Genomic DNA, 21316 nt, shown 5'->3' with positions numbered 1-21316 from the left:
TAGCCAGTGAGATTGCTCACTGCCATTTCCAGCGTCAGGCATAGACTTGGGACAGCAAGGGGAACTATAGGAGGTAACCATGGTGGGAATGGTTGGCAAAGGTATGGTTTTAGCTGCCGGTTCGGGGCCTGAACTGCCGTCTGTAGAGGACTTCCTGCCTCCGGAGATCCTGTTCCAAGGCACTCCGTTTGCCATGAACCGTATTGTGCTCATCCGCGTTATTGCCACGGCGTTGTTGCTGCTTATTTTGGGTCTTACCGCGTCCCGTGCAAAGCTTATCCCTGGTCGATGGCAAGGACTCATTGAGTCAGGCATCGAATTCGTGCAGAACAGTGTAGTCTACGAGACCATGGGGGAGTTGCGCGGCAAGCGCTACGTGCCCATGATTGCCACACTGTTTTTCACGATTTTCGTCTTCAACCTGTGCGGTGTGATTCCGGGCATGAACATGGCCGCCACGGCGACGATTGCCATGCCTCTGCTGTTCGCTGTGTGGGTGTTGGTGCAATATTGGGTGGCTGCCTTCCGCGAACGCGGCTTCTTCCGCTTCATACGCGAAGAGGTCTTTACTCCCGGTGTTCCGTGGCCTATCTATCTTCTCTATGCGCCCATCCAGATTCTGGAGCTGCTCATCATTCGTCCGGCTTCGTTGACGATTCGACTCTTCGCCAACATGATTTCGGGGCATCTGATGGTGGCGACTTGCCTGGCATATGCGCAGTACGAGATTTTCGACCTGTCGAACAAGCTGGTGGGCTTGCCTGTGGGCGCCCTCTGGTTCGTCGGTGGGTTCGCACTTACTTGCTTCGAAGTGTTCGTCGCATTCTTGCAGGCGTATGTCTTCTCCATCCTGGCCACGGTCTACATCAACCTGAGCTACCCGGAAGAGTAGTTCGCTGCCGTACGTACGGCATAATCAAGATTTTAATGTGAATTCTCCACGTTAGAAAGGAAAACAAATGGGTATCATCACTCTCGCGGAGGTCGCTGGCAACCTGAGCGTCATCGGCTACGGTCTGGCAACTCTCGGCCCCGGCATCGGTCTGGGCATCCTGTTCGGCAAGGCCATGGAATCCACGGCCCGCCAGCCTGAGATGAGCGGCAAGATTCAGACCATCATGTTCATCGGCTTGGCTCTGGTCGAGGTGTTGGCGTTGATCGGTTTCGTCGCCTTCATCATGGCTCACTGAGCCTGGACGACGGTACTTGAAACACGAAACTGAAAGGAGGGCTTCATGATGACACTTGCAGAGGGCGGCATTGACCTGTTCATTCCCAAGGTGTACGACATTGTGTGGTCCCTGATCATTCTCGTTATCGTCGCACTGTTCTTCTACAAGTTCTTCATGCCCAAGTTCAACGCCATCTTCGACGCACGCGCCGAGAAGATCGAAGGCAACATCTCCAAGGCTGAAGCGGCCAAGGCGGATGCGGACAAAGCGAAGAAGAAGTACGAAGATCAGCTCAATTCCGCTCGCGTGGAAGCATCGAAGATCAAAGACGAAGCCCGTGACGAGGCATCTCACATCATCTCCGACGCGCATACCAAGGCTGATGCCGAGGCTGCGCAGATTACTGCCAATGCGGAGCGTTCCATCGCCTCCCAGCAGCAGCAGGCGTTGGTGAGTCTCAAAGGTGACGTCGGCGAATTGGCTACGGCGTTGGCTGGCAAGATCTTGGGTGAGAAGCTGCAAGACTCCGCTGCACAGTCCCAGATGCTCGATCAGATGATTGGACAATTGGGCGGTGAAGACGAGAAGCAGCGTCAGTGACGCGGAAAATGGCTGTGCTTGTCGGTGCAGCCAAAGGCAACAAGATGATTTGTGGAAGGGGTGAACATGCGAGGAGAAGCATCGTTGAGTGCGGATCGTGAGTCTAGAGACTCACTGGCTCCCAAACTTCGTGATTCAGGTCGCGAAGCCGGGCGCATCGGCGAGGAGCTGTTTGAGCTCACTGACCTGCTTGACGGCAATGCTCAGGTTGAGCGTTCGCTCACTGATCCTTCGCGGAACACTGCCGACAAAGTGACGTTGATTCAGAGGATTGTCGGTGATGCCGTCCACCCTCTGACGCTTGAGATTCTCACTGATTTGGTGGCACACAAGTGGAGCCGTGTCTCCGACATCGCCAATGCCGTGGAGGATTTCGCGGTGGATGCGATGATGTATGCCGCGGATGCTGCAGACAGCACGTTGCAAGTTTCGGTCGAGTTGGCACAGATTCAATCGGTGCTGACTGACATGCCGATACTGCGCAGCAAACTCGGCGACGAATCTGCTCCTGCACAGGCACGCGTTGACCTTTTGCACAGCGTGTTCGACGACAGTGGACTTGATACGGTGACGATGCACTTGATTGAGCATATCGCCTTCAACCCGCGGCGCCGTCGATTCTTGGGAACCGTGGAATGGCTGATTGCCAAGTTCTCCCGTCATATGGGAGAGTCGATGGTGACGGTTACCACGGCCACAGCGCTGACTCACGATCAGATGGTGAGACTTGTCGAGGTTTACTCGGCAAAGCTTGGACGGCAGGTGCATGTGCACTCAGTCGTCGATCCATCGGTGCTTGGCGGTATGCGGGTGCAGGTGGGCGACGAGGTGTGGGACAACACCGTGGTGGCTCAGCTTGATGCGCTCAAACGCAGCGTCAAAGCTCAAGTGTGAACGAGACAAAGCGAGACTTACTGGCATAAGCCAGAACAATTAATGAATAAGGAGTGATGCAATGGCAGAACTTACCATTGATCCCGCCAAGGTGCGCGAGGCGCTCGACGATTTCGTCGAGTCGTACCGGCCCAGCGACACTCCCGCCCAAGAGGTGGGATATGTTGCTACGGCCGGCGACGGTATCGCGCACGTCACGGGACTGCCTGGTTGCATGGCCAACGAACTGCTGACGTTCGAAGACGGCACGCTCGGCTTGGCGTTCAACCTTGATCCACGTGAGATTGGCGTCATTGTACTCGGTGACTTTGCAGGCATCGAGGAAGGCCAAGAGGTGCGCCGTACCGGTGAGGTGCTGTCCGTACCAGTAGGTGACGGATTCCTTGGCCGTACGGTCGATCCGCTAGGAAAACCTATTGATGGTTTGGGCGAGATTAAGAGCGAAGGCCGCCGAATCATGGAGGCGCAGGCACCTGACGTGATGCACCGCCATCCGGTGGACGAACCGCTTTCCACAGGTCTCAAGGCCATCGACGCCATGACCCCGATCGGTCGCGGCCAGCGCCAGCTCATCATCGGAGACCGTCAGACAGGCAAGACGGCCATCGCCATCGATACCATCATCAACCAGAAGGCAAACTGGGAGAGTGGTGACCCCAAGAAGCAGGTGCGCTGCATCTATGTGGCCATCGGCCAGAAGGGTTCCACCATCGCCTCCGTGCGCCAGAGCCTGGAAGAGGCCGGCGCCATGGAGTACACCACCATCGTGGCCAGCCCCGCTTCCGATTCCGCAGGTTTCAAGTACATCGCCCCCTACACCGGCTCGGCCATCGGTCAGCACTGGATGTATCACGGCAAGCATGTGCTCATCGTCTTCGACGACCTCTCCAAGCAGGCTGAGGCCTATCGTTCGATTTCCCTGCTGCTGCGTCGCCCGCCGGGGCGCGAGGCCTACCCGGGCGACGTGTTCTATCTGCACTCCCGCCTGCTGGAACGTTGCGCGAAGCTCTCGGACGAGCTCGGCGGCGGCTCGATGACCGGCCTGCCGATCGTGGAGACCAAGGCGAACGACGTCTCGGCTTACATCCCCACGAACGTCATCTCGATTACCGACGGCCAGATCTTCCTGCAGTCCGACCTGTTCAACGCCAACCAGCGCCCCGCCGTGGACGTGGGCATCTCCGTGTCCCGTGTGGGCGGCGCCGCGCAGACGAAGGCCTTGAAGAAGGTCTCCGGCACGCTCAAGATTTCGCTGGCCCAGTACCGCTCGCTGCAGTCCTTCGCCATGTTCGCCTCCGATTTGGACGCGGCTTCCAAGGCCCAGCTCACCCGTGGCGCCCGCCTGACCGAGCTGCTCAAGCAGCAGCAGTTCTCGCCCTATTCGATGGAGCAGGAAGTGGTTTCGGTGTGGACCGGTACGCACGGCAAGCTTGACGACTTGGAAATCGAGGATGTGCTGCCGTTTGAGAAGGGGCTGCTGGACTACGTTGACCACAACACCAGCGTTCTCTCCACAATTCGCGATACCGGAGATTTCACCAGCGAGACGGAAGCGGCTTTGGAGAAGGCCGTTGAGGATTTCCGTAGTACGTACGTGACGAAGGCCGGCACGCCGCTTGTCTCCAAGAAGGAACAGGACGACTTCACACCGGCTCAGGTCGAGCAGGAGCAAATCAAGGCGGGAGACAGGTAGCGTATGGCGTCTCAACTCGCATTGAAAACAAGGATCAACTCCACTGCGTCGCTGGGTAAAATCTTCAACGCGCAGGAGATGATTGCGTCTTCGCACATCGCCAAGGCTCGCACTGTAGCTTTGAATGCGAAGCCGTACAGCGATGCGATCTTCGACGCCGTGCAGGCGCTGGCCGTGCACACCGATATCGACCATCCGATCGTCACCGAGCGCAAAAGCAACCCCCGGGTGGCCGTGCTCGCGCTGACGGCGGATCGAGGCATGGCCGGCGCATACACGTCTTCGATTATTCGCGAGACGGAATCGCTGCTCTCGCGCCTCGACGGTGAAGGCAAGCAGCCCGAGCTGTATGTGTATGGTCGCCGTGGCATCTCGTACTACAAGTATCGCAACCGCGTGATTGCTCATACCTGGGAGGGCAGCAGTGACCATCCTGGCGTGGAAGTAGCGCGTGAGATTGCCGACGAGTTGCTGCAGCGCTATATGCAGCCGGCTTCTGCCGGAGGTGTTTCCGAGCTGTATATCGTGTTCACCGAGTTCGTGAACATGGTGGTACAGAAGGTGCGTGTATTGCGTATGTTGCCGGTGCAGGTAGTGGATTCTGCTGAAACCGGAGACAGTGCTGCAACGCAGGGTGCCAGTGGGGATACCGATGCCGCGGTGCCAGAGCCGCAGACACCGCCACTGTACCTGTTCGAGCCAAGCTTCGAGAAGGTGCTCGATGCGATTCTGCCGAAATACGTGCAGTCGCGTATTCACGAATGTCTGCTCACCGCGGCCGCTTCGGAGACCGCCAGCAGGCAGAACGCCATGCACACTGCCACCGACAACGCCAACAATCTGATCGACGAGCTTACGCGCAAACTCAATGCTTCGCGTCAGGCTTCGATCACCCAGGAACTTACTGAGATAATCAGCAGCGCGGATGCGCTGAACAAGAAGGAAGAGTAGGGACGCATATGGCTGAGACCCAGTCTACGGCGGCTGCCGAAAAGCCGACGAACGACCCCAGCGCCGGGCGCGTGACACGCGTTCAGGGCTCGGTGATCGACGTCGAGTTTCCGGCAGGCCACATGCCTGACATCTACAATGCTCTCAAGGTTGCCATCAGCAATGTGGGCGATGAGGAAGGCGAGACGCTTAAGGAGATTACCCTTGAGGTTGAGCAGCACCTCGGCGACTCCACAGTGCGAACGGTTGCGCTGAAGCCAACCGACGGCCTGGTGCGTGGTGCCACGGTGCGAGACACTGGCGGTCCCATTGAGGTGCCTGTCGGCGACGTGACCAAGGGGCATGTCTTCGACGCCACGGGCAATATCCTCAATGCCACGCCGGACGAACATATCGACATCAAGGAACGGTGGTCCATTCACCGCAATCCCCCGGCGTTCGAGCAACTTGAGAGCCGCACGCAGATGTTCGAAACTGGCATCAAGGTCATCGATCTGCTCACACCGTACGTCGAGGGCGGTAAGATTGGCCTCTTCGGTGGTGCAGGCGTGGGCAAGACCGTGCTCATCCAGGAGATGATCCAGCGTGTGGCGCAGAACCACGGCGGCGTTTCCGTGTTCGCCGGCGTGGGCGAGCGTACCCGTGAGGGCAACGACCTGATCGGGGAGATGGCTGAGGCTGGCGTCTTGGAGAAGACCGCGTTGGTCTTCGGCCAGATGGACGAACCGCCGGGGACCCGTCTTCGCGTGCCGCTGACGGCGTTGACGATGGCCGAGTACTTCCGCGACGTGCAGAACCAGGACGTGCTTCTCTTCATCGACAACATCTTCCGCTTCACGCAGGCCGGTTCCGAGGTGTCCACGTTGCTTGGGCGTATGCCCTCCGCCGTGGGCTACCAGCCGAACCTGGCGGACGAGATGGGCTCCCTCCAGGAGCGCATCACCTCGACGCGCGGCCACTCGATCACCTCGCTGCAGGCCATCTACGTGCCCGCCGACGATTACACCGATCCGGCCCCGGCCACGACGTTCGCCCATTTGGACGCCACCACGGAGCTTTCTCGTGACATCGCTTCAAAGGGCATCTACCCGGCCGTGGATCCGCTGGCTTCGACCTCGCGCATCCTCGATCCGCGCTACGTGGGTCAGGCGCACTACGACACCGCCAACCAGGTCAAGGCGATTCTGCAGCGCAACAAGGAGCTGCAGGACATCATCGCCCTGATTGGCATTGACGAGCTCGGCGAGGAAGACAAGACCACCGTGAATCGCGCCCGCAAGATCGAGCAGTTCCTCGGTCAGAACTTCTACGTTGCGCAGAAGTTCACCGGTCGCGAAGGGTCTTACGTACCTGCTGAAGAGACCATCGAGGCCTTCAGCCGTATTTGCAACGGCAAGTACGACGAGGTTCCGGAGCAGGCGTTCTCCGGCATCGGAGGCATCGATGACCTCGAGCACAAGTGGCACGATATGCAGAAGGAATACGGTGAGTGATGACTGGGTCTTCCATGAAGGTGAACATCGTGGCCGCGGATCGTCCGCTGTGGAGCGGAGAGGCGACCTCGGTCACTATCCCCGCTTCTGAAGGTGGCATGGGTATTTTGCCCGGGCATGAGCCGGTGCTCACTGTCATCACCGGTGGCATTGTTTCCGCGCTTGATACCGAAGGCCGGCGCCACACCTTCTCGGTGACCGATGGATTCATTTCCTTTGACTCTAACCTGCTTACCGTAGCCGTGGAAGAGGGTGAGGTTCGCGATTCCGCGCAGTAATCGTGAGTCGATGAACCACTCTCTACCTAGCTTCACAGTGAGGCACGAGGGCATCCGCACAGATGGCGGGTGCCCTCGTTTGGTTTTCGAGGTGCGTGGGCTGTATCACATCAAGGTTTCGGGTTTCGGGTAGAGTGGAGGGGTGCGAATAATTGTTGCTGACTGCAGTGCTGAATATTCCGGAAGGCTTAACGCTTACCTTCCAGAGGCGAAGCGTGTGTTGTTGATCAAGGCAGATAACAGCTTTCTGATTTTCTCAGAATTGGGCTCATACAAGCCGCTGAACTGGATGGCAGCGCCCTGCACTATCAAGGAAATCGCTGTCGAAGAGCAGAGTGACGAGCAGAGGAACGTCGAAGGTGAAGACGGCGGCGTTTGCGAAGTGGACAATGAGGCAGTTGCAGACCCGCAAGATGTTGCGGAGCCGCAGGAAACAGCGATGAACGCTGCTGAACATGCAAGCAGCGGAGAACTTGAAGAAGTCGCGCTATTCGAGGACGACGGTACCGATTTACTGGTCGATGAGGCTGCGCTGTTCGGCAACTCGCGCATGTCTGGGGCCAAAACCGTGGTGCAGGAGAGCAGCGGAAAGATATTCCGAGTTGCGGCGCAAAAGTCCAACGACATACTCGAAGTGACGGTAAGCCATGTCTATTCTGATCACACCTATGATTTAGGGAAAGATCCCGGGCTTGTCAAAGACGGTGTGGAAGACCATTTGCAGCGCTACCTCGCTGAGCAAATTGAACGCATCGGCAAGGGCGCCACGTTGGTGAGACGTGAATACCCTACTCCCGTTGGGCCCGTTGATATCATGGCCAAAGACGCTAACGGCGGTCATGTCGCCATTGAGATTAAACGGCATGGAGGCATCGACGGTGTGGAGCAGCTGACCAGATATTGTGCGTTGCTTAATGAAGATCCGCTCATTGCTCCGGTGCGAGGCATATTTGCAGCGCAGACCATCACGCCGCAAGCCAAAGTATTGGCGGAATCCCGCGGATTCGAATGCTTGATTTTGGACTACGACGATATGAAGGGAACAGAGGACGACAGCTTGCGCCTGTTCTGATCGCGCTTGTTTTGTATACCTATTCCGACCTCAGCCGTGTGAAGGCTGCAAAGCGGGTCAACGCTGTGGCAATCGATGGAGTGGTCTGGGATACCGAAACTAAAAGGGGTTGTGCAACGTCACTATACGTTGCACAACCCCTTCTCGATGTCAGTGTCGCTTATTGCTGTGACTGCACCACACCTTGGTCGTTGAGAATGTCAACCACGAAGTACAGTGTCGAGTTGGCGGGAATGCCCTTCTGCTCCGTGCTGCCGTAGCCTTCGTCCGGCGGAACGATCAGCAGCACTTGAGATCCGACCGTCTGCCCGGTCAAACCTTTGGTCCAGCCCGAGACAACCTGTTGCAGCGAGAAACTTGACGATTCTCCGCGGTCCCAGGAGGAGTCGAACTGCTTGGGTTTGCCGTTCTTGTCGCGTATCCAACCGGTGTAGTGGGCGTCGATGGTGTCCTGAGCCTCAACCACTTTGCCGTCGCCCTTGATGAGCGGCTGCGCGATGAGATTGCCGTCAGAGTGGAAATCGTTCAGATCAATGGAGGGCTTGCCGTTGCTGTCAAGTGAGACCTTGGGCAGCTTCTCCGGGATATTGTCGACTTTCTTGCCCTGCGCGCGGTTCGGCGATGAGGAGACGATGGTGAGCGCCATGATATAGGACGTGCCAGCAGAATTATTGTCGTTCACACCGAACGCAACGGTGGAGTTGATCTTCTGATCTTTGAGCACATTGTAGTAGGTGGCGTTCATGCTTTTCGAACTCAAGACAAGCGAGCAGTCAGGAGTGTTCTTCTCCCACGAGCTCATCAGCTCCGAACCGTCCTTGGCGTTCAAGGAGACATCCTGCACGCACAAGCGTTCGCCGTCTTTAAGCGCAGCCCCATTGCCCTTCTGAATCACGGCATAGGAATGGTTGACTACCTTCATTGGAGTGTGGAAGGAAACTTGGGGTTTCTGCCCGGGCTCACCGGTGGCACTCACTCCGGCCATCTGCACCATGTCGTCTTTTGAAGCCTTGCTGGTCTGTGAGGTGTCGTCTTTTTTCTTCTGGTCGGCTGCCGTATCGCTGCCGCATCCCGCCAGCCCGACTGCTAGGCTCAAAGCGCAAACGGCAGCCATCGCACTACCAACAATGCGATGGAACTTGTTCATATTATTCATGTTTCCTACCTTAGCGGCTGTCCATGATTTCCATAGCTGGGAGACTCGGCTAACGCGTAATGGCGCTTATATATGTGCTGCTATCAGGCTGACGCTGTAGAATGGACGCTGTTATGACTTCTACAACAAGCAGAGCACGGCGGAAAAACGTCAGAACGACGAAAAAGGCGAGGATCATGCGAGGCGTGGTCACGCCTATTTTCGGGCTGCTCGCGCTGGCTTTTCTAGTGCTGGGACTGCTCAACGACACAGTCTGGAAGCCGAGTGATCAGGTTGATGCAAGCGCCGATGTGTCCGGCAGCCGCTACATAGTTACCGATGCTGGCGTGTTGAATCTGCCAGGCAGAAACACCATGATTTCTGTGGGCCGGAGTGAAGCAAACGGCAAGCACGGCAAAGGCGCGGAAGCTCAAACCGGCACAGATATGTGCGTGGCCATCGGAACTGCAAAGGATGTGAACGGCTGGCTCTCAGGGGCGAAATATACGCGTATCACAGGTTTAAGCGATTGGTCCACGCTTTCCACCGCATCGGCGAAAGCTGACGGGCAACCGCTCGGTGGCAGTGCTGTACCGTTCAAACAATCAGATATGTGGTCGAGTGTTGTTTGCGGGGCGCGGAATGTGAAACTGAACGGTGGTGCCGACGACGGTCAGGTGGCGGTAGTCGATTTGGGATCGGACTCGTCCTCTGCACAGGTGCGCATGCGTTGGGACAGAACCAAGCTCTCCAACAACACCGGTCCGTTCTACATCGCTGCAGCGGTTTTGGCATTAGTGGCTCTATTATGTGCTTCCGTGCTGTCTCTTGACGCCAAGCAGGTGAAGGAACACTTCCAGAGAAGGAAGAGGCAGAAACAGATTCGTGCAGCCGAAGAGGTCAGTGTGGCCGAAGCGCTCACCGGAAGCATTCAAGGTCTGGCTCGAAACATCCGTAGTTCTTCAGGTCCGGGGCGTCACACCTCCGCAGCACGCGAGCAAGCACAGGAAGCCGAAGCTCAGCGCGCGGCAGCGGCCGCAGAACAAGCCGGTCCCAGCATTATCGATCCGACCACCAACAACATCGTGGCTCGAGTCGCAGCCAAACATACCGGAGCATCTGCAAGTACGGCGCTCATCGACCGCGGTCTAGGCGGAGTGCCGGTGGGAGGATCCGCCAGTCTGGCAGGTCTTGCCTCTGCCAATGGACCTCGATCAAAGCCTGTATTTGGCGAGGAAACCGCAGAAACCTCAGTAATTGATCCGCGTGAGCTTGAAACGTATCTCACCAGGTTGTCGAATGAGGTTCCGCAGCCCCCCAGCGCTCCGGCTCAACCTCCAGCACCCTCAGCAGTGCCGAAGCCTCCGGCAGGAGTCGGTCATATGTCTCATGGTGGCCTTCAGAGCAGTGACAAGGTGGGCAAGTGATGAATGTATCAACGAAGCGATGGGCGCAACGATTGGCGGCATCCGCGCTCGCCATAGCCGCTATGTTCGGTGTATCAGGTTGCGAGGGTCAGGTTCCTCAAGCGCAGGCACCGCAAGGCACAGACCAAGTGCCCGATCTGACCGAAGCCCAGGAGAAGAAGATTCGTGGCGGCATCCTCGACGCGCTCGACCGCGCTGATCAAGCCAAAAGTGCGGATGGGCTCGATGCCAAGGTGTTCGGCCCGGCACTTGACGTGCGCAAAAGTGAATTGCAGATCGCCCAAGCTACAGGCACGCTCGATGCAAAGGCCACCATTCCGCGAGATATCTCGCAGACGGTAATTCCCACCACCGCAGGGTGGCCACGTGCCGTCTTCTCGATTACGACCACCACGCACGACCAGCAGTCCAAAAGGCTCATGGTTATGGAACAGTCGGACGCACACAGCAACTACAAGCTGTGGGGTGTGGCGAGGTTGTTCCCCGGGGTGACGCTGCCAAAGTTCGCTATCCCCTCAATCGGTTCGCAGATGGGCAATCCGAAGGATTCGGGACTCATCATGACTCCTGAAGATGCCGTGGCACAATATGCCGATGTGCTCGCCAACGGTGGGCAAAGCAAATATGCCGGCCAGTTTGCCGATGATCACTTCCGGTCCGAACTCTCGAAACTGTCACAGACGGTGCAGGACGGCATGGCGCGAAACAACGGCACACAGTCGCAAACCTTCACGCCGGCCGCAGATCAGATGGCCGTCATGCGCTCCGCCGACGGGGGTGACTTGGTAGTGGCGCGCATTGATTCCAGGTGGACTCGTACGGCCGGTGAAGGACGTGAATCGCAGCCTGCCTCGGACGAAGAGCGTGCGTTGTTCGGCAACGGCAAGGCCACGAGCAAAATGCAGGTCTCCTACGTCAATGTAGTGGCGTTGTATATTCCTGCGGCTCATTCCGGGCAGAAGGTGACGGCCGTGGGAGCTGAGCGTCAGCCCATCCAGGTCTCAGCGCTTTGATAAAACAAGTGATATTCAATTGAGGTTGTACGAGCACCAGCGCCGGTAGGCGCAGGAAAGAGGCACCATGGCAGGAGAGCAGGCACGTCCGGGAGTTTCCCTTGCAGGCGCGGTTGATTTAAGCGCGCTGAAGCATCAGGTGCAAGCTGACCCAGGGCAATCAGGTGGTGCCCCTGCGGCAGGTGGCTACGTTATCGACGTCAATGAGTCGACGTTCCAAGCTGTGCTGCAGACTTCTGCCACGTACCCTGTGCTGTTGCTGCTGTGGGTGGACAATGACGACAGACTGATTTCCATGGCTCGGATTTTGGGTGATGCTGTCAATGCATTGGACGGACAGATGCAGTTGGCTCGCGTTGATATCGCGCAGAACCCAACGGTGGCACAAATGCTGCAGGTTCAGGGTGCTCCGGCTTTGTTTGCGCTTATCGCGGGCCGCCCCATGCCTATTGCTCAGGGGTTGCTTGGTGATGAGGAACTGCAACGAGTGGCTGATGAACTGTTGCCGCAGATAGTGCAGATTGCCCAGCAATCAGGTGTGGCGGGTCGTGCCCCTTATTCGGGGGATCCTCAGGAGGGTGCCGCAGCAGAGCACTCTGAGGAAGCGCAAGTGCCGCAGGAACACCGGCAGGCTCATGATTTGGCTGCGCAAGGTGATTATGCCGGGGCCGCTGCGGCCTATGAAGCTGTGCTGGAAGCCAACCCCAATGACGCGTTGGCGGCGCGTGAACGTTCCAAGGCGTTGCTGTTGGGCCGTTCGGCAGATGCTGATGTGCGGGTGGTACGTGCTGCCGCCGCAGACCGACCGGATGATGTGGATGCGCAGTTGGCGGTGGCTGACATCGATATGATTGGCGGTCAGATCGGTGATGCGTTCAGTCGGCTGTTGGATTTTCTTGCTGACGGGCATCGTGGGGATCTCGAGCCGGTTCGGCTGCGTCTGCTGGAATATTTCACCATTCCCGAAGCGGACGATGACCGATTGAAGAGTGCAAGGCGCCGTCTGGCTGGCTTGATGTACTGATTGCAGGGTTTACTGATTGCAGGTCGGGTATTGCGATGTGTACAGGTTGTACCCGGCTTGGCAATGGCTGGAACGTTGATAGCTGAGCGTGTGCGCCTCAGCTGCGTAACCCATCAAACGGTGCGATTGGTACCGTAAATCTGCTCGAAGTGTGGGCCCGCCTCGCGCAGTTCTTGTTCAAAGTCACTTTGCCAACGGTTGAACGGGTTTTCTGCCAGGCCGTCGTTGGAGAATCGGGCTTGATCGGTAATCTCGGTGGTGCAGAAGTCGGGGATGATCAGATTGGTCACCGGGCTGCTGCGCTTGGCTTCCGCAATGACCAGAGGCGCGTTGCAGCCTCCAAATACATCTATATCCCAGCCGTCTTCACCGATCCATGCGCTGAAACGGTTTTTAATCATCGTCACGCCACCGCGTTTGATAAGTTCTGCGGCGATGAAGGGGTCGAGGTCACGCTCTGCCTCGTAGCGTGTGCCTCCTACAGACGGGCCTTTGACGGTGAGCGAAGCCTCGGTGAAGTTGTCTTGATATTGGGCAAGAACGTCGATGGGATTGACGGTCGAGCTCATGGTGATGTGCGTGGTTTTGCTGCTCAACCGCACACGTAATGCGTAGTTGTCGCTATGCACGTAGTAACTCTGCACAATGAGCGCCGAGAAATCATCGCTGGAAAGCGTCTTGGGTACGGCGTTGCAGTAGAAGCGACGGTCGAATTCAAATTCGTTCATCTCGGGAATCATGGCTTTAAGTGTAGCGGTGTGCGGCGTCTTTGAGTGTTGGCTGTGCGGTTTGCTTAGGAGAGCCGGTGGGTTCGAATCCGGACGAGAGGTTGGCGCGTGATGGGTTCGGTGTGCGGCGTGGCATTGTTCGAGTACGTGTGTACACTGGTTCAGGTTGAGGGCTGGTAGCTCAGTGGATAGAGCGTCTGTCTCCGGAACAGAAGGTCGTGGGTTCGAATCCCATTCAGCCCACACATGTGCAATGGGGCCGGTGTTGAAACGCGTATACAGTTATATACGGGTTTTCTTCTTCTTTCTTTTGGTGAATTGTGATTTGCGTCACTATTCTAAGCTTTTTTAATGTGCTTTTTGAAATATATGTATCTTGATTGACCAAGTAATTGGTTAGTTGCACGAATATGTATATTTATCTATACCATATTGCCCTATATGTAATATTTGCAAATTTCATCCATTCTGTAGAGTAATGAAAAACAAGACAGGCAGTTGAAATTTACCGCTCACGTGAGTTGGCGTGAGGGTATTGCTGTAAAGCGAGCGAGAGACGGGAATCATTATGAGCGAAGGGGGAAGAATAGTCGGAGGCCGATACCGCATCTTGACTGAAATTGGCTGTGGCGGTATGTCAACTGTGTATTTGGCATTGGACACTACTCTTAGCAAGCAGTGGGCGATCAAAGAAATTCGCCATATCAAAGATAATGCTGAGCATAGGCGCATCATTGATGGATTGGTCGGCGAAGCGAATCTCATAAAGACGTTCGATCATCCCGCGATTCCGAGAATCGTTGATTTGATTGAGGAGCATGGCAGCTTCTTTATTGTGATGGACTATGTGGAAGGGCAAACTTTAGCGCAAACTATAGCATCGGAGGGAAAGCAGACTGAGCGTACGGTTATATCTTGGGGCATTCAGCTATGCGATACGCTTGATTATCTGCATGAACGCACCCCGCCAATGGTGTATCGAGACATGAAACCGTCCAATGTCATGGTTACTCCCGAAGGTGCTATTCGTGTGATCGATTTCGGTATCGCTTGTGAGATGCCACCTGAGGATGGCGAGCTTCCCAGCGATTATGAACCTAGGATGGGTACCCCAGGATTTGCTGCTCCAGAGCAATACGATGAGCACGGAAGATGCAGTGCAAGAACTGATGTGTACAGTCTCGGCGCGCTGCTCTATGTGCTGCTCGTTGGTGAGAAACTGGATGAGGAACCGTACGATTTACCGCCGATCAGGCAGATGCTTCCAGAAGTATCTGCAGGTCTGGAACGTGTTCTTGCCAAGGCCTTGCACAAGGATCCGGAGAAGCGGTATGGCGATTGTGCAGCCATGGCATACGATCTTGAACATGCAGCAGATAAAGACGCTGAGCTTCGGCGTAGTATGCGTTTTAAATGGCATGTGTTCTGTGCGCTGTGCGCAGCTTCCGTGGTATTTCTCATCACCGGTGGAGCGGTGCTTGGTGCTGGGGCGGTTACCGCAAATTCAAGTTATGAGCATCACATGGATTTGGCCGGGCAAGCAGTCAACAACAATGACGCTGAGGCTCAATATGTTGCTGCAGCGGGCATTAGGTCATCTGAGATAGGACCATATAACGGCTTGATTAAGCGTTATGAGTCAGATGGAATACTCAGCGACACCGAGCATCAGCAACTACAGCAGCTTCTGAGCGCCAATACCGACAGCCTTCAACGGAACGGCGAATCATGGGGACAGCTGGCATTTAGCATCGGGAAACTGTATTGGTACTACTACACGCCGTCGAGATCTGAGAATGGCAATGGAAATTCACAGATGCAGCATGTGCGTATGCAGGCCGCAGAACACTGGATGAAGATAGCCGGCGATTATGAATTCAAAGACCAACAGTTGGCGGTTCTGTATCTCACTATCGCCAATTTTGAAACCACCATTGTGCCGCTGATCAATGAGGGTGAAGATCAAGGCAAATATGCGCCATATTTCAAAGAGATGATGCAGCTGTCAGAGTATATGAAGACGAGTAACAATGATGTCATGCGCCTGTCAACGGCGAATCTGATACTCAACGCAGTGCGTACCTACCCGCGCAAATTCAGAGCTGATGGTGTTTCTCAAAAAGATTTGGAACAGGCGGTGCAAGCAGCACGGCGTTTGGCGCAAGAAGTGAGTCCTGCAACAGACGAGCTGCGACAAGAATATGAGTCGGCGTTAGGAGCGGTGGAACCTGCGCAACAAGCAGTTAGCGAAGCTTTTATAGATATTACCGGCAAAGGGGCAAAGCGATGAGTTCAGGATTTCAGATAACTGCTGCGGTACTTTTCACTGCTGCTGGCATGTGCTTAGTTGCAGCGGTGGCGTGTTTCAAAGCTTGGAATATTAGAGAAATACGAGACACTCTTACCGGTAAGACTGCACAAAAGCGCATTGCTGAGTTGAAGCATACCAGTGGTCGATGGAATGCAACAAATCGCCGTTCAAGCGCTGAAGGTTCCGCACTTGAGAGCCCTTGGGATGCGAGTGAAATTGGTAAGGCGTTGGACTTGTCATCCTTAGGTGTGGGTTCCTCAACGGATATGACCAATGGCTCACTTCATTCAGTATCTGACGGTAGTGAAGACGATGCAAAAGACACGGAAACGACGTTGCTAGTAGAAGAAGCGGATGCTCAGCAAGGTACAACGTTACTGGCAAATGCGAATTCAGGAAGCAATGAAAAGTCTCATGAAGCGCAGAACGTTGCGGCGCAACAGTCTGCTGGTAAACGAGATGTTCCGAGAACCGACGAAGAGCAACTGGGCACGACGCTACTCGGGGAGGAGCAACGATGATGAAACGAACGAATAAGAGGAAACTTCGCAATATTGCATTGATTATCTCTATGGCATCTATCGTTGGAAGTTTCGGGTTGGGTGTTTCAGCAGCTGCATATGCTGCTGACGCTGTGACCGGTTCGCGCAGCGATGGCGGTGCCGTCGCTACGCAAGAGGCTAACGGTGGCGGAGAAGACCAAACTGCAGATACAGCAAACTTGGAACCACTGGTCGATCGGCAACTGGCTCAATTGCAGTCTGCGATTCAGCCGGTATTGGGGAAAAATCAAGCCACTCCTTCCTCACCTTTGACCTCGGCAAACGATAGCAAGGCATCTATTCCAATCGCTCCTTATTATCGCAACGCAGATGGCAACATGAGTGTTCTTGCGCAGCACATCCGCATCCTAACCTATGGGGGAGTAGCGGGGAAAGCGCAGGATGCTGGTTTTAGCGGAGATTGGACAACGCCTCTAGGTCGGCCCGGGCAATTACGCGTATGGCAGGCACAAGATAAGCAGCAGGCTAAGCTCAAAGTCTGTGTGGTTGATGCAGCATCGGAAAACCATGATGATGACTATGGTTGCCTACATCAGGGTGACGATAATGGTGGCTACGAAGTAGCTACTTCACTGGGTGCCAATGATCAGTGGCCAGCAGATGCTGTGCACCTTTCGGCGACTGTGGATTCTATATCCGTTGCAAAGCATGGTTCTTTCATCTACGTCAAACTTGGCGATGCACTACAAGAGATTGTTGGCGAAGGCAACGATGCGCACCCAGTTACCTTTGACAAAGGAAGTATTGTCAAAATTCCTGTTTCGCAAGATGAAGGAAAACCTATTGTAGGAATCTCTGACGTGGTTGAGCCTGACGAGGCCGGGAAACGCATAGATTTTAATGATGACAATCAGGTTAGCCTAGATAGAAGTAAGCACACACTTCGAGTCGATGAGCGTGGTGTGCGAGTGAAGGTAAAGGTTACCGATTGGAAGCCTAAGCCTACCAGCAGTACTGCATCTGTGAGTCAGCAGCAGATAGATGCTACCGTGTCGGGGCCGCAAGCATTTCAGGTGATGTACAAAGGGGACGTACTGGACCCTGCAGCAGTGCGATGCTCAGCAGAAAACGGGCGCAATAGTCCGTCAGATGATACGTTGCATTGTGAGTTCAATATTGATCAGAGCTTGTTGATTCGAACAAAGCAAATAGGGCGGGTAGGAACAATCGGCACAGTAAAGCTGTCAGATTTTGCCCTCCGTGCGTTTGACCAAGCCGGTAATGCAGGTGATGTGGCAACGTTAGATAAGATGCCTCCCTTTGCCGCAGATGCGAATGATAGCGGTAGTTCGGTGCAGCAGATGGAATTTGTTGCATTCCCGAGTACTGATATATATCATGACTCTTTCGGTATAAAGATCAAAGATATGTCTTCGAATGTGCTGTGTGGGGCTTCGGATGAGGATTCTTGTGAAGGGAAAACACTCAAAGCTAAGCAAGTTACCGTTGTTCCGAATCTTAGCCACGAACTGAGTAATGCGCTTAAGAACGATTTGAGTGTGTTTGGCCCCAAAGTGACCTACAACCCCTCATCGGAAGATGCGAACAGCAACATAGCACGGTGTATCGGAAAACATCCTTGTGATGTGAATGCTCGTACAGGCAAGACAGAAAACGATGAAAATACGGTGCTTGGTGAGGGACGTTATTCAGTAACATATACGCTGAGTTACACAACTGTGCCAACCATGCTGAGCAGTTCGACAAATGCTGTGAATGGTGGCAGTAATACTGTGGAAGCTAAGATAAACTCCGTACTAATTGACGGCACAGCTCCCACTGCAGTGGCAGCGGTCACCTTATCTGATTCATCTGCGGATACGTGGCTGCAGAACAATTCCTTTGTGGATAAATCTGGGACAGTGCCTGTCACGGTTGCTGCCACTAATCCTGAGCGTCATATTGGAATCAAGGTCGATGCCGAAGATCTCCTTAGACGAGTCTCAGACACGCGGTCGCATGCTCGAGAAAATGCTGTAAAGCGAGAGTTGAGTGAAGGACAAGTTTCCGGGGTGAGTTCATTCTCATTCAGCTATGTACGTTACGATGATTATGCTGATGCGCTTGCTGTAGCACAGGGTAAGCATCCTTCTCACGAAGGTGTTACAACGACTTTAAACACCGACGAGTTGTCTGGTTTTTCAGCCAGTGTTGAGCTTGATGCTGATGGTGCATATCCAATAAGTAGCATGGTGGCATCAATGTGTGACTATGCTGGTAATTGCACTACAGATACCACAATGACTGATGCTGACGCGGTACTGGCAAGTGACGGTTCGCCATTCAATCCTGGATTTGATGTGGTTGTGGTCAATGATACTAGAAGTGTCACGTCCAATATCACTCTTGTCGATAATCAGGGAGCGCCCGAAAGCAGCAATCCTTTCTACCATCGTGGGGCTGTGAGTGCACGGCTGACCATTCATGATAAGTGGTTTGATGTGACACGTCATCTGCCCGGCCGTTCTGATGGCCCTCTGAGGTATTCATTATGCGGTGCACATGAGCAACAACAACAGTGGAAGTGCGGCAATGGTGATGGCGAGGCATCTCGTGGCAACGAGTTTCCGGGCGTCAAGTTGCCTGATTTCAAACAGGATTCCGGCAACTCGAACGAGTGGTCAACAAGTGTACCTATGCCCCAGTCACAGATCGATGGGCAGCATCGTTCCCTTGAAGGCGAGTACCGGTTATGGTTCGATTATGTGCCTATCGGGCATGATTCCACAACAGCGCTCAGTAAGGATTCGCACTTCTGCGTTGATTACACGGCCCCGGATTTCTCGGAAGTCCATTACTCCGATGTCGATATTGCTCAATGGGGATGGATTTTCGCACAAGGTGATGAACATATTACAGTGCAAACTGCAGATGCGGTTTCAGGTATTGATGACGGTACGGTACAGTTCTCTGGGCAGTGGCAAAAAGTCGACGCTCAGCACCCAGCCATAACGACCAGCAGCAATGGCAATGTGAATATCGCATTCGGTAACGATTCGCAGAGATTGGTGTTGGCTGGCTCGGTCGTCAGTATCAAAGACAAGGCCGGTAATCAAGCGCACATCGATCTAGGGAACGCGAAGTCGGCGAATCTGCCAAAGAAGGTTTCGGGAATCGTTATTGACAAGGCAGCGCCGGTCATCAGCGTATCTTATGACAATAATGATGTGCGCAACGGGAAATATTACAAGGCGCAACGTCACGGGACGGTGACTGTTGTCGAATCGAATTTTGACTTTATCAAAACCAATGATGAGTGGCGAGATGTTGTCATGTATGCAGTTGACGGGTCAAAAGGACGTGTTACTGCCGGAAAGTTCAAGAACGACAATGGCGATGGTAAAACATGGGTCGCCGATTTGCCCTGCGAGCAAGATGGAGACTGGTCGATTGACGTCAGCCTAACCGATCCTGCGAAGCATCGTGCTCATCCATATCATGAAGAGTTCACCATCGATACACAGAAACCGATACTTTCTCTGAGCTTTGATAACGATGATGCCGAGTCTGGCAATTATTACAAGGCAACGCGTAAAGCCACTATCCGTCAAACTGAACGTAACTTCAGCGCGGATGAGACCATTATCAGCACAACCGCCAAGGATGACAAGGGACGTGCGGTCACTCCTCCTGCAGCCAGTGGATGGAGTGCGGCGGACGAAGATTACGAACGTCAGGCGACAGTCAACTTCGACAAGGAATTACACTACACATTGCGAGTCGAAGCTACGGATTTGGCCGGCAACGTGGCGGAAGTGGTTGAGGAGCCTGAATTCATCGTTGATATGACAAAGCCGCAGGTTGTGATTTCTGGTGTCAACGATAAGACGGCGTATTCAGGCACTTTGTTGCCAAAGATAGAGTTCAGCGACGCGAACTTTGACTCTATGCTCACCGATTACACGCTGACTCGCACTCATATACCGGGGAAATCGCGCAGTGAAAGCGCCAAGCGTGGAAAAGCCAAAGACAACTTTGCCTATGTCAAGGATTCCGAGTCTGAAGGAGAAACATCAACGACAGTATCGTTTGAAGATATTGGGCACACCGTTGACAATGACGATGTATATACATTAACGGCCACGATCAAAGATAAGGCCGGCAATGAGAGCGAACAGAAAGTCGTGTACAGCCTCAACAGATTTGGGTCGAACTATATTCTGGACAAGAGCGCGCAGGACGTGCTTGGTAAGTACATCAAGTCTCCGCGCGCTATCAGAGTGACTGAAATTAATGTCAGCGGTATCGATATCGCAAAGTCGCATATGGAGTTGGTGCACGATCAACAAGTATCTTCCATCAACGACGGAGCCGATTACCACATGACCAAGCAAGACTCATCTGGGTGGCAGATGGCAGTTTACGATTTTCCTGCATCACTGTTCAGCGATGATGGTTATTACCGGCTGCGTATGACTTCCGTGGACGAAGCGGGAAATCTGTCACAGAATACGATGAACAAGAAGAATGAGCGACGCAATGGTGACGCACAAGTCAACTTTGCAGTTGACGGTCATGCTCCATCTTCGAAGATCGCGGATTTGGGCGACAAATCGGTGTTCTACGAGCCGACGCACAATTTTGTGGTGGACGCGCATGACGATGTGGCACTGCGTTCAGTCACGATGAACGTCGATGGACACAATGTCGCGCAGTGGTCGGGTGATGATGTGCTGGCACCAATGTCATACAAGCTCAATGCCGATGAAAAGGCTCATAGCATTACGCTTACCTCAGTTGATATGGCGGGGAACACGACAGTATCCGCATATCGCAATGTGATAGTCGCCTCCAGTTGGTGGTCGTACGCCATGGTCAAGGGACTGCTGCTGCCCGGCATTGTTATCACCATTCTTGCCATCGCACTTGCTGCGCTGGGAGTTGTGCTGTTGATCAGATATAGACGAACGACAGCGTACCAGAAGAATGTTTTCGGAAGATAAAGATCCGAAAGCATCATTA

The 21316-nt window shown here is 54.4% G+C and carries 17 protein-coding genes and 1 tRNA gene; 16 read left to right on the top strand and 2 right to left on the bottom strand.

Annotation, left to right across the window (positions count from 1 at the left end; translation table 11 throughout):
• Positions 1 to 79 precede the first annotated feature (79 nt).
• The 9 genes from atpB (at position 80) to nucS (ending at position 8153) form a co-directional block, all read left to right on the top strand.
• A complete protein-coding gene (atpB, locus tag AC3B5A_RS03990; RefSeq protein ID WP_489799055.1) occupies positions 80 to 892 on the top strand; it encodes a F0F1 ATP synthase subunit A in 813 nt (270 codons plus the stop codon).
• Positions 893 to 959: 67 nt separating this feature from the next.
• Positions 960 to 1190 carry an ATP synthase F0 subunit C gene (gene atpE / locus AC3B5A_RS03985; protein WP_489760357.1) on the top strand — a complete coding sequence of 77 codons (231 nt, stop codon included), beginning with the start codon at positions 960 to 962 and terminating at the stop codon, positions 1188 to 1190.
• Between the two features lie 48 nt (positions 1191 to 1238).
• Positions 1239 to 1772, top strand: a complete 534-nt coding sequence (locus AC3B5A_RS03980; RefSeq protein ID WP_489760402.1) for a F0F1 ATP synthase subunit B — start codon at positions 1239 to 1241, stop codon at positions 1770 to 1772.
• Positions 1773 to 1838: 66 nt separating this feature from the next.
• On the top strand, positions 1839 to 2666 hold the full coding sequence (locus tag AC3B5A_RS03975) for a F0F1 ATP synthase subunit delta (protein ID WP_489760358.1): 828 nt from the start codon (positions 1839 to 1841) through the stop codon (positions 2664 to 2666).
• Positions 2667 to 2727: 61 nt separating this feature from the next.
• Positions 2728 to 4359 carry a F0F1 ATP synthase subunit alpha gene (gene atpA, locus AC3B5A_RS03970; RefSeq protein WP_489760359.1) on the top strand — a complete coding sequence of 544 codons (1632 nt, stop codon included), beginning with the start codon at positions 2728 to 2730 and terminating at the stop codon, positions 4357 to 4359.
• A gap of 3 nt (positions 4360 to 4362) precedes the next feature.
• Positions 4363 to 5310 carry a F0F1 ATP synthase subunit gamma gene (locus tag AC3B5A_RS03965; protein ID WP_489760360.1) on the top strand — a complete coding sequence of 316 codons (948 nt, stop codon included), beginning with the start codon at positions 4363 to 4365 and terminating at the stop codon, positions 5308 to 5310.
• Between the two features lie 8 nt (positions 5311 to 5318).
• Complete coding sequence (gene atpD, locus AC3B5A_RS03960) at positions 5319 to 6803, top strand: F0F1 ATP synthase subunit beta (protein ID WP_489799053.1); 1485 nt, start codon at positions 5319 to 5321, stop codon at positions 6801 to 6803.
• Complete coding sequence (locus tag AC3B5A_RS03955) at positions 6803 to 7081, top strand: F0F1 ATP synthase subunit epsilon (RefSeq protein WP_489760362.1); 279 nt, start codon at positions 6803 to 6805, stop codon at positions 7079 to 7081. Before atpD ends, AC3B5A_RS03955 begins: the two co-directional genes overlap by 1 nt.
• Positions 7082 to 7223: 142 nt before the next feature.
• Positions 7224 to 8153: an endonuclease NucS gene (gene nucS / locus AC3B5A_RS03950; protein WP_489760363.1), complete on the top strand. Its 930-nt coding sequence runs from the start codon at positions 7224 to 7226 to the stop codon at positions 8151 to 8153.
• 160 nt (positions 8154 to 8313) lie between these two features.
• Here the strand turns inward: nucS and AC3B5A_RS03945 are convergent, their stop codons facing one another.
• Entirely contained in the window at positions 8314 to 9309 is a 996-nt protein-coding gene (locus AC3B5A_RS03945) for an FKBP-type peptidyl-prolyl cis-trans isomerase (RefSeq protein ID WP_489760364.1), read from the bottom strand.
• Between the two features lie 176 nt (positions 9310 to 9485).
• On the opposite strand from AC3B5A_RS03945, the gene AC3B5A_RS03940 reads away from it, so the two are divergent.
• The 3 genes from AC3B5A_RS03940 to AC3B5A_RS03930 all read left to right on the top strand — a co-directional run bounded on the left by AC3B5A_RS03940 (position 9486) and on the right by AC3B5A_RS03930 (position 12752).
• Entirely contained in the window at positions 9486 to 10715 is a 1230-nt protein-coding gene (locus AC3B5A_RS03940) for a hypothetical protein (protein ID WP_489799051.1), read from the top strand.
• The gene (locus AC3B5A_RS03935; RefSeq protein WP_489799049.1) at positions 10715 to 11728 is read left to right on the top strand and encodes a DUF8094 domain-containing protein; all 1014 of its coding nucleotides are present in this window, start codon (positions 10715 to 10717) and stop codon (positions 11726 to 11728) included. The genes AC3B5A_RS03940 and AC3B5A_RS03935 overlap by 1 nt, the downstream gene beginning before the upstream one ends.
• A gap of 67 nt (positions 11729 to 11795) precedes the next feature.
• The gene (locus AC3B5A_RS03930) at positions 11796 to 12752 is read left to right on the top strand and encodes a tetratricopeptide repeat protein (protein WP_489799047.1); all 957 of its coding nucleotides are present in this window, start codon (positions 11796 to 11798) and stop codon (positions 12750 to 12752) included.
• Between the two features lie 113 nt (positions 12753 to 12865).
• On the opposite strand, the gene AC3B5A_RS03925 is transcribed toward AC3B5A_RS03930, so the two are convergent.
• Positions 12866 to 13480, bottom strand: a complete 615-nt coding sequence (locus tag AC3B5A_RS03925) for a CYTH domain-containing protein (protein WP_489799046.1) — start codon at positions 13478 to 13480, stop codon at positions 12866 to 12868.
• 170 nt (positions 13481 to 13650) lie between these two features.
• Here AC3B5A_RS03925 and AC3B5A_RS03920 point away from each other — a divergent pair.
• The 4 genes from AC3B5A_RS03920 (at position 13651) to AC3B5A_RS03905 (ending at position 21297) form a co-directional block, all read left to right on the top strand.
• Positions 13651 to 13723 (top strand) — tRNA-Arg (locus tag AC3B5A_RS03920).
• Between the two features lie 325 nt (positions 13724 to 14048).
• A complete protein-coding gene (locus AC3B5A_RS03915) occupies positions 14049 to 15770 on the top strand; it encodes a serine/threonine protein kinase (protein WP_489799045.1) in 1722 nt (573 codons plus the stop codon).
• Complete coding sequence (locus tag AC3B5A_RS03910) at positions 15767 to 16312, top strand: hypothetical protein (protein WP_489760369.1); 546 nt, start codon at positions 15767 to 15769, stop codon at positions 16310 to 16312. The genes AC3B5A_RS03915 and AC3B5A_RS03910 overlap by 4 nt, the downstream gene beginning before the upstream one ends.
• A complete protein-coding gene (locus AC3B5A_RS03905) occupies positions 16309 to 21297 on the top strand; it encodes a hypothetical protein (protein ID WP_489799043.1) in 4989 nt (1662 codons plus the stop codon). Before AC3B5A_RS03910 ends, AC3B5A_RS03905 begins: the two co-directional genes overlap by 4 nt.
• The last annotated feature ends 19 nt before the right edge of the window (positions 21298 to 21316 follow it).

Source organism: Bifidobacterium sp. ESL1133, assembly GCF_058107325.1.
The sequence above is the reverse complement of the archived record's forward strand: the minus strand, read 5'-3'. Positions and strand labels throughout refer to the sequence as shown.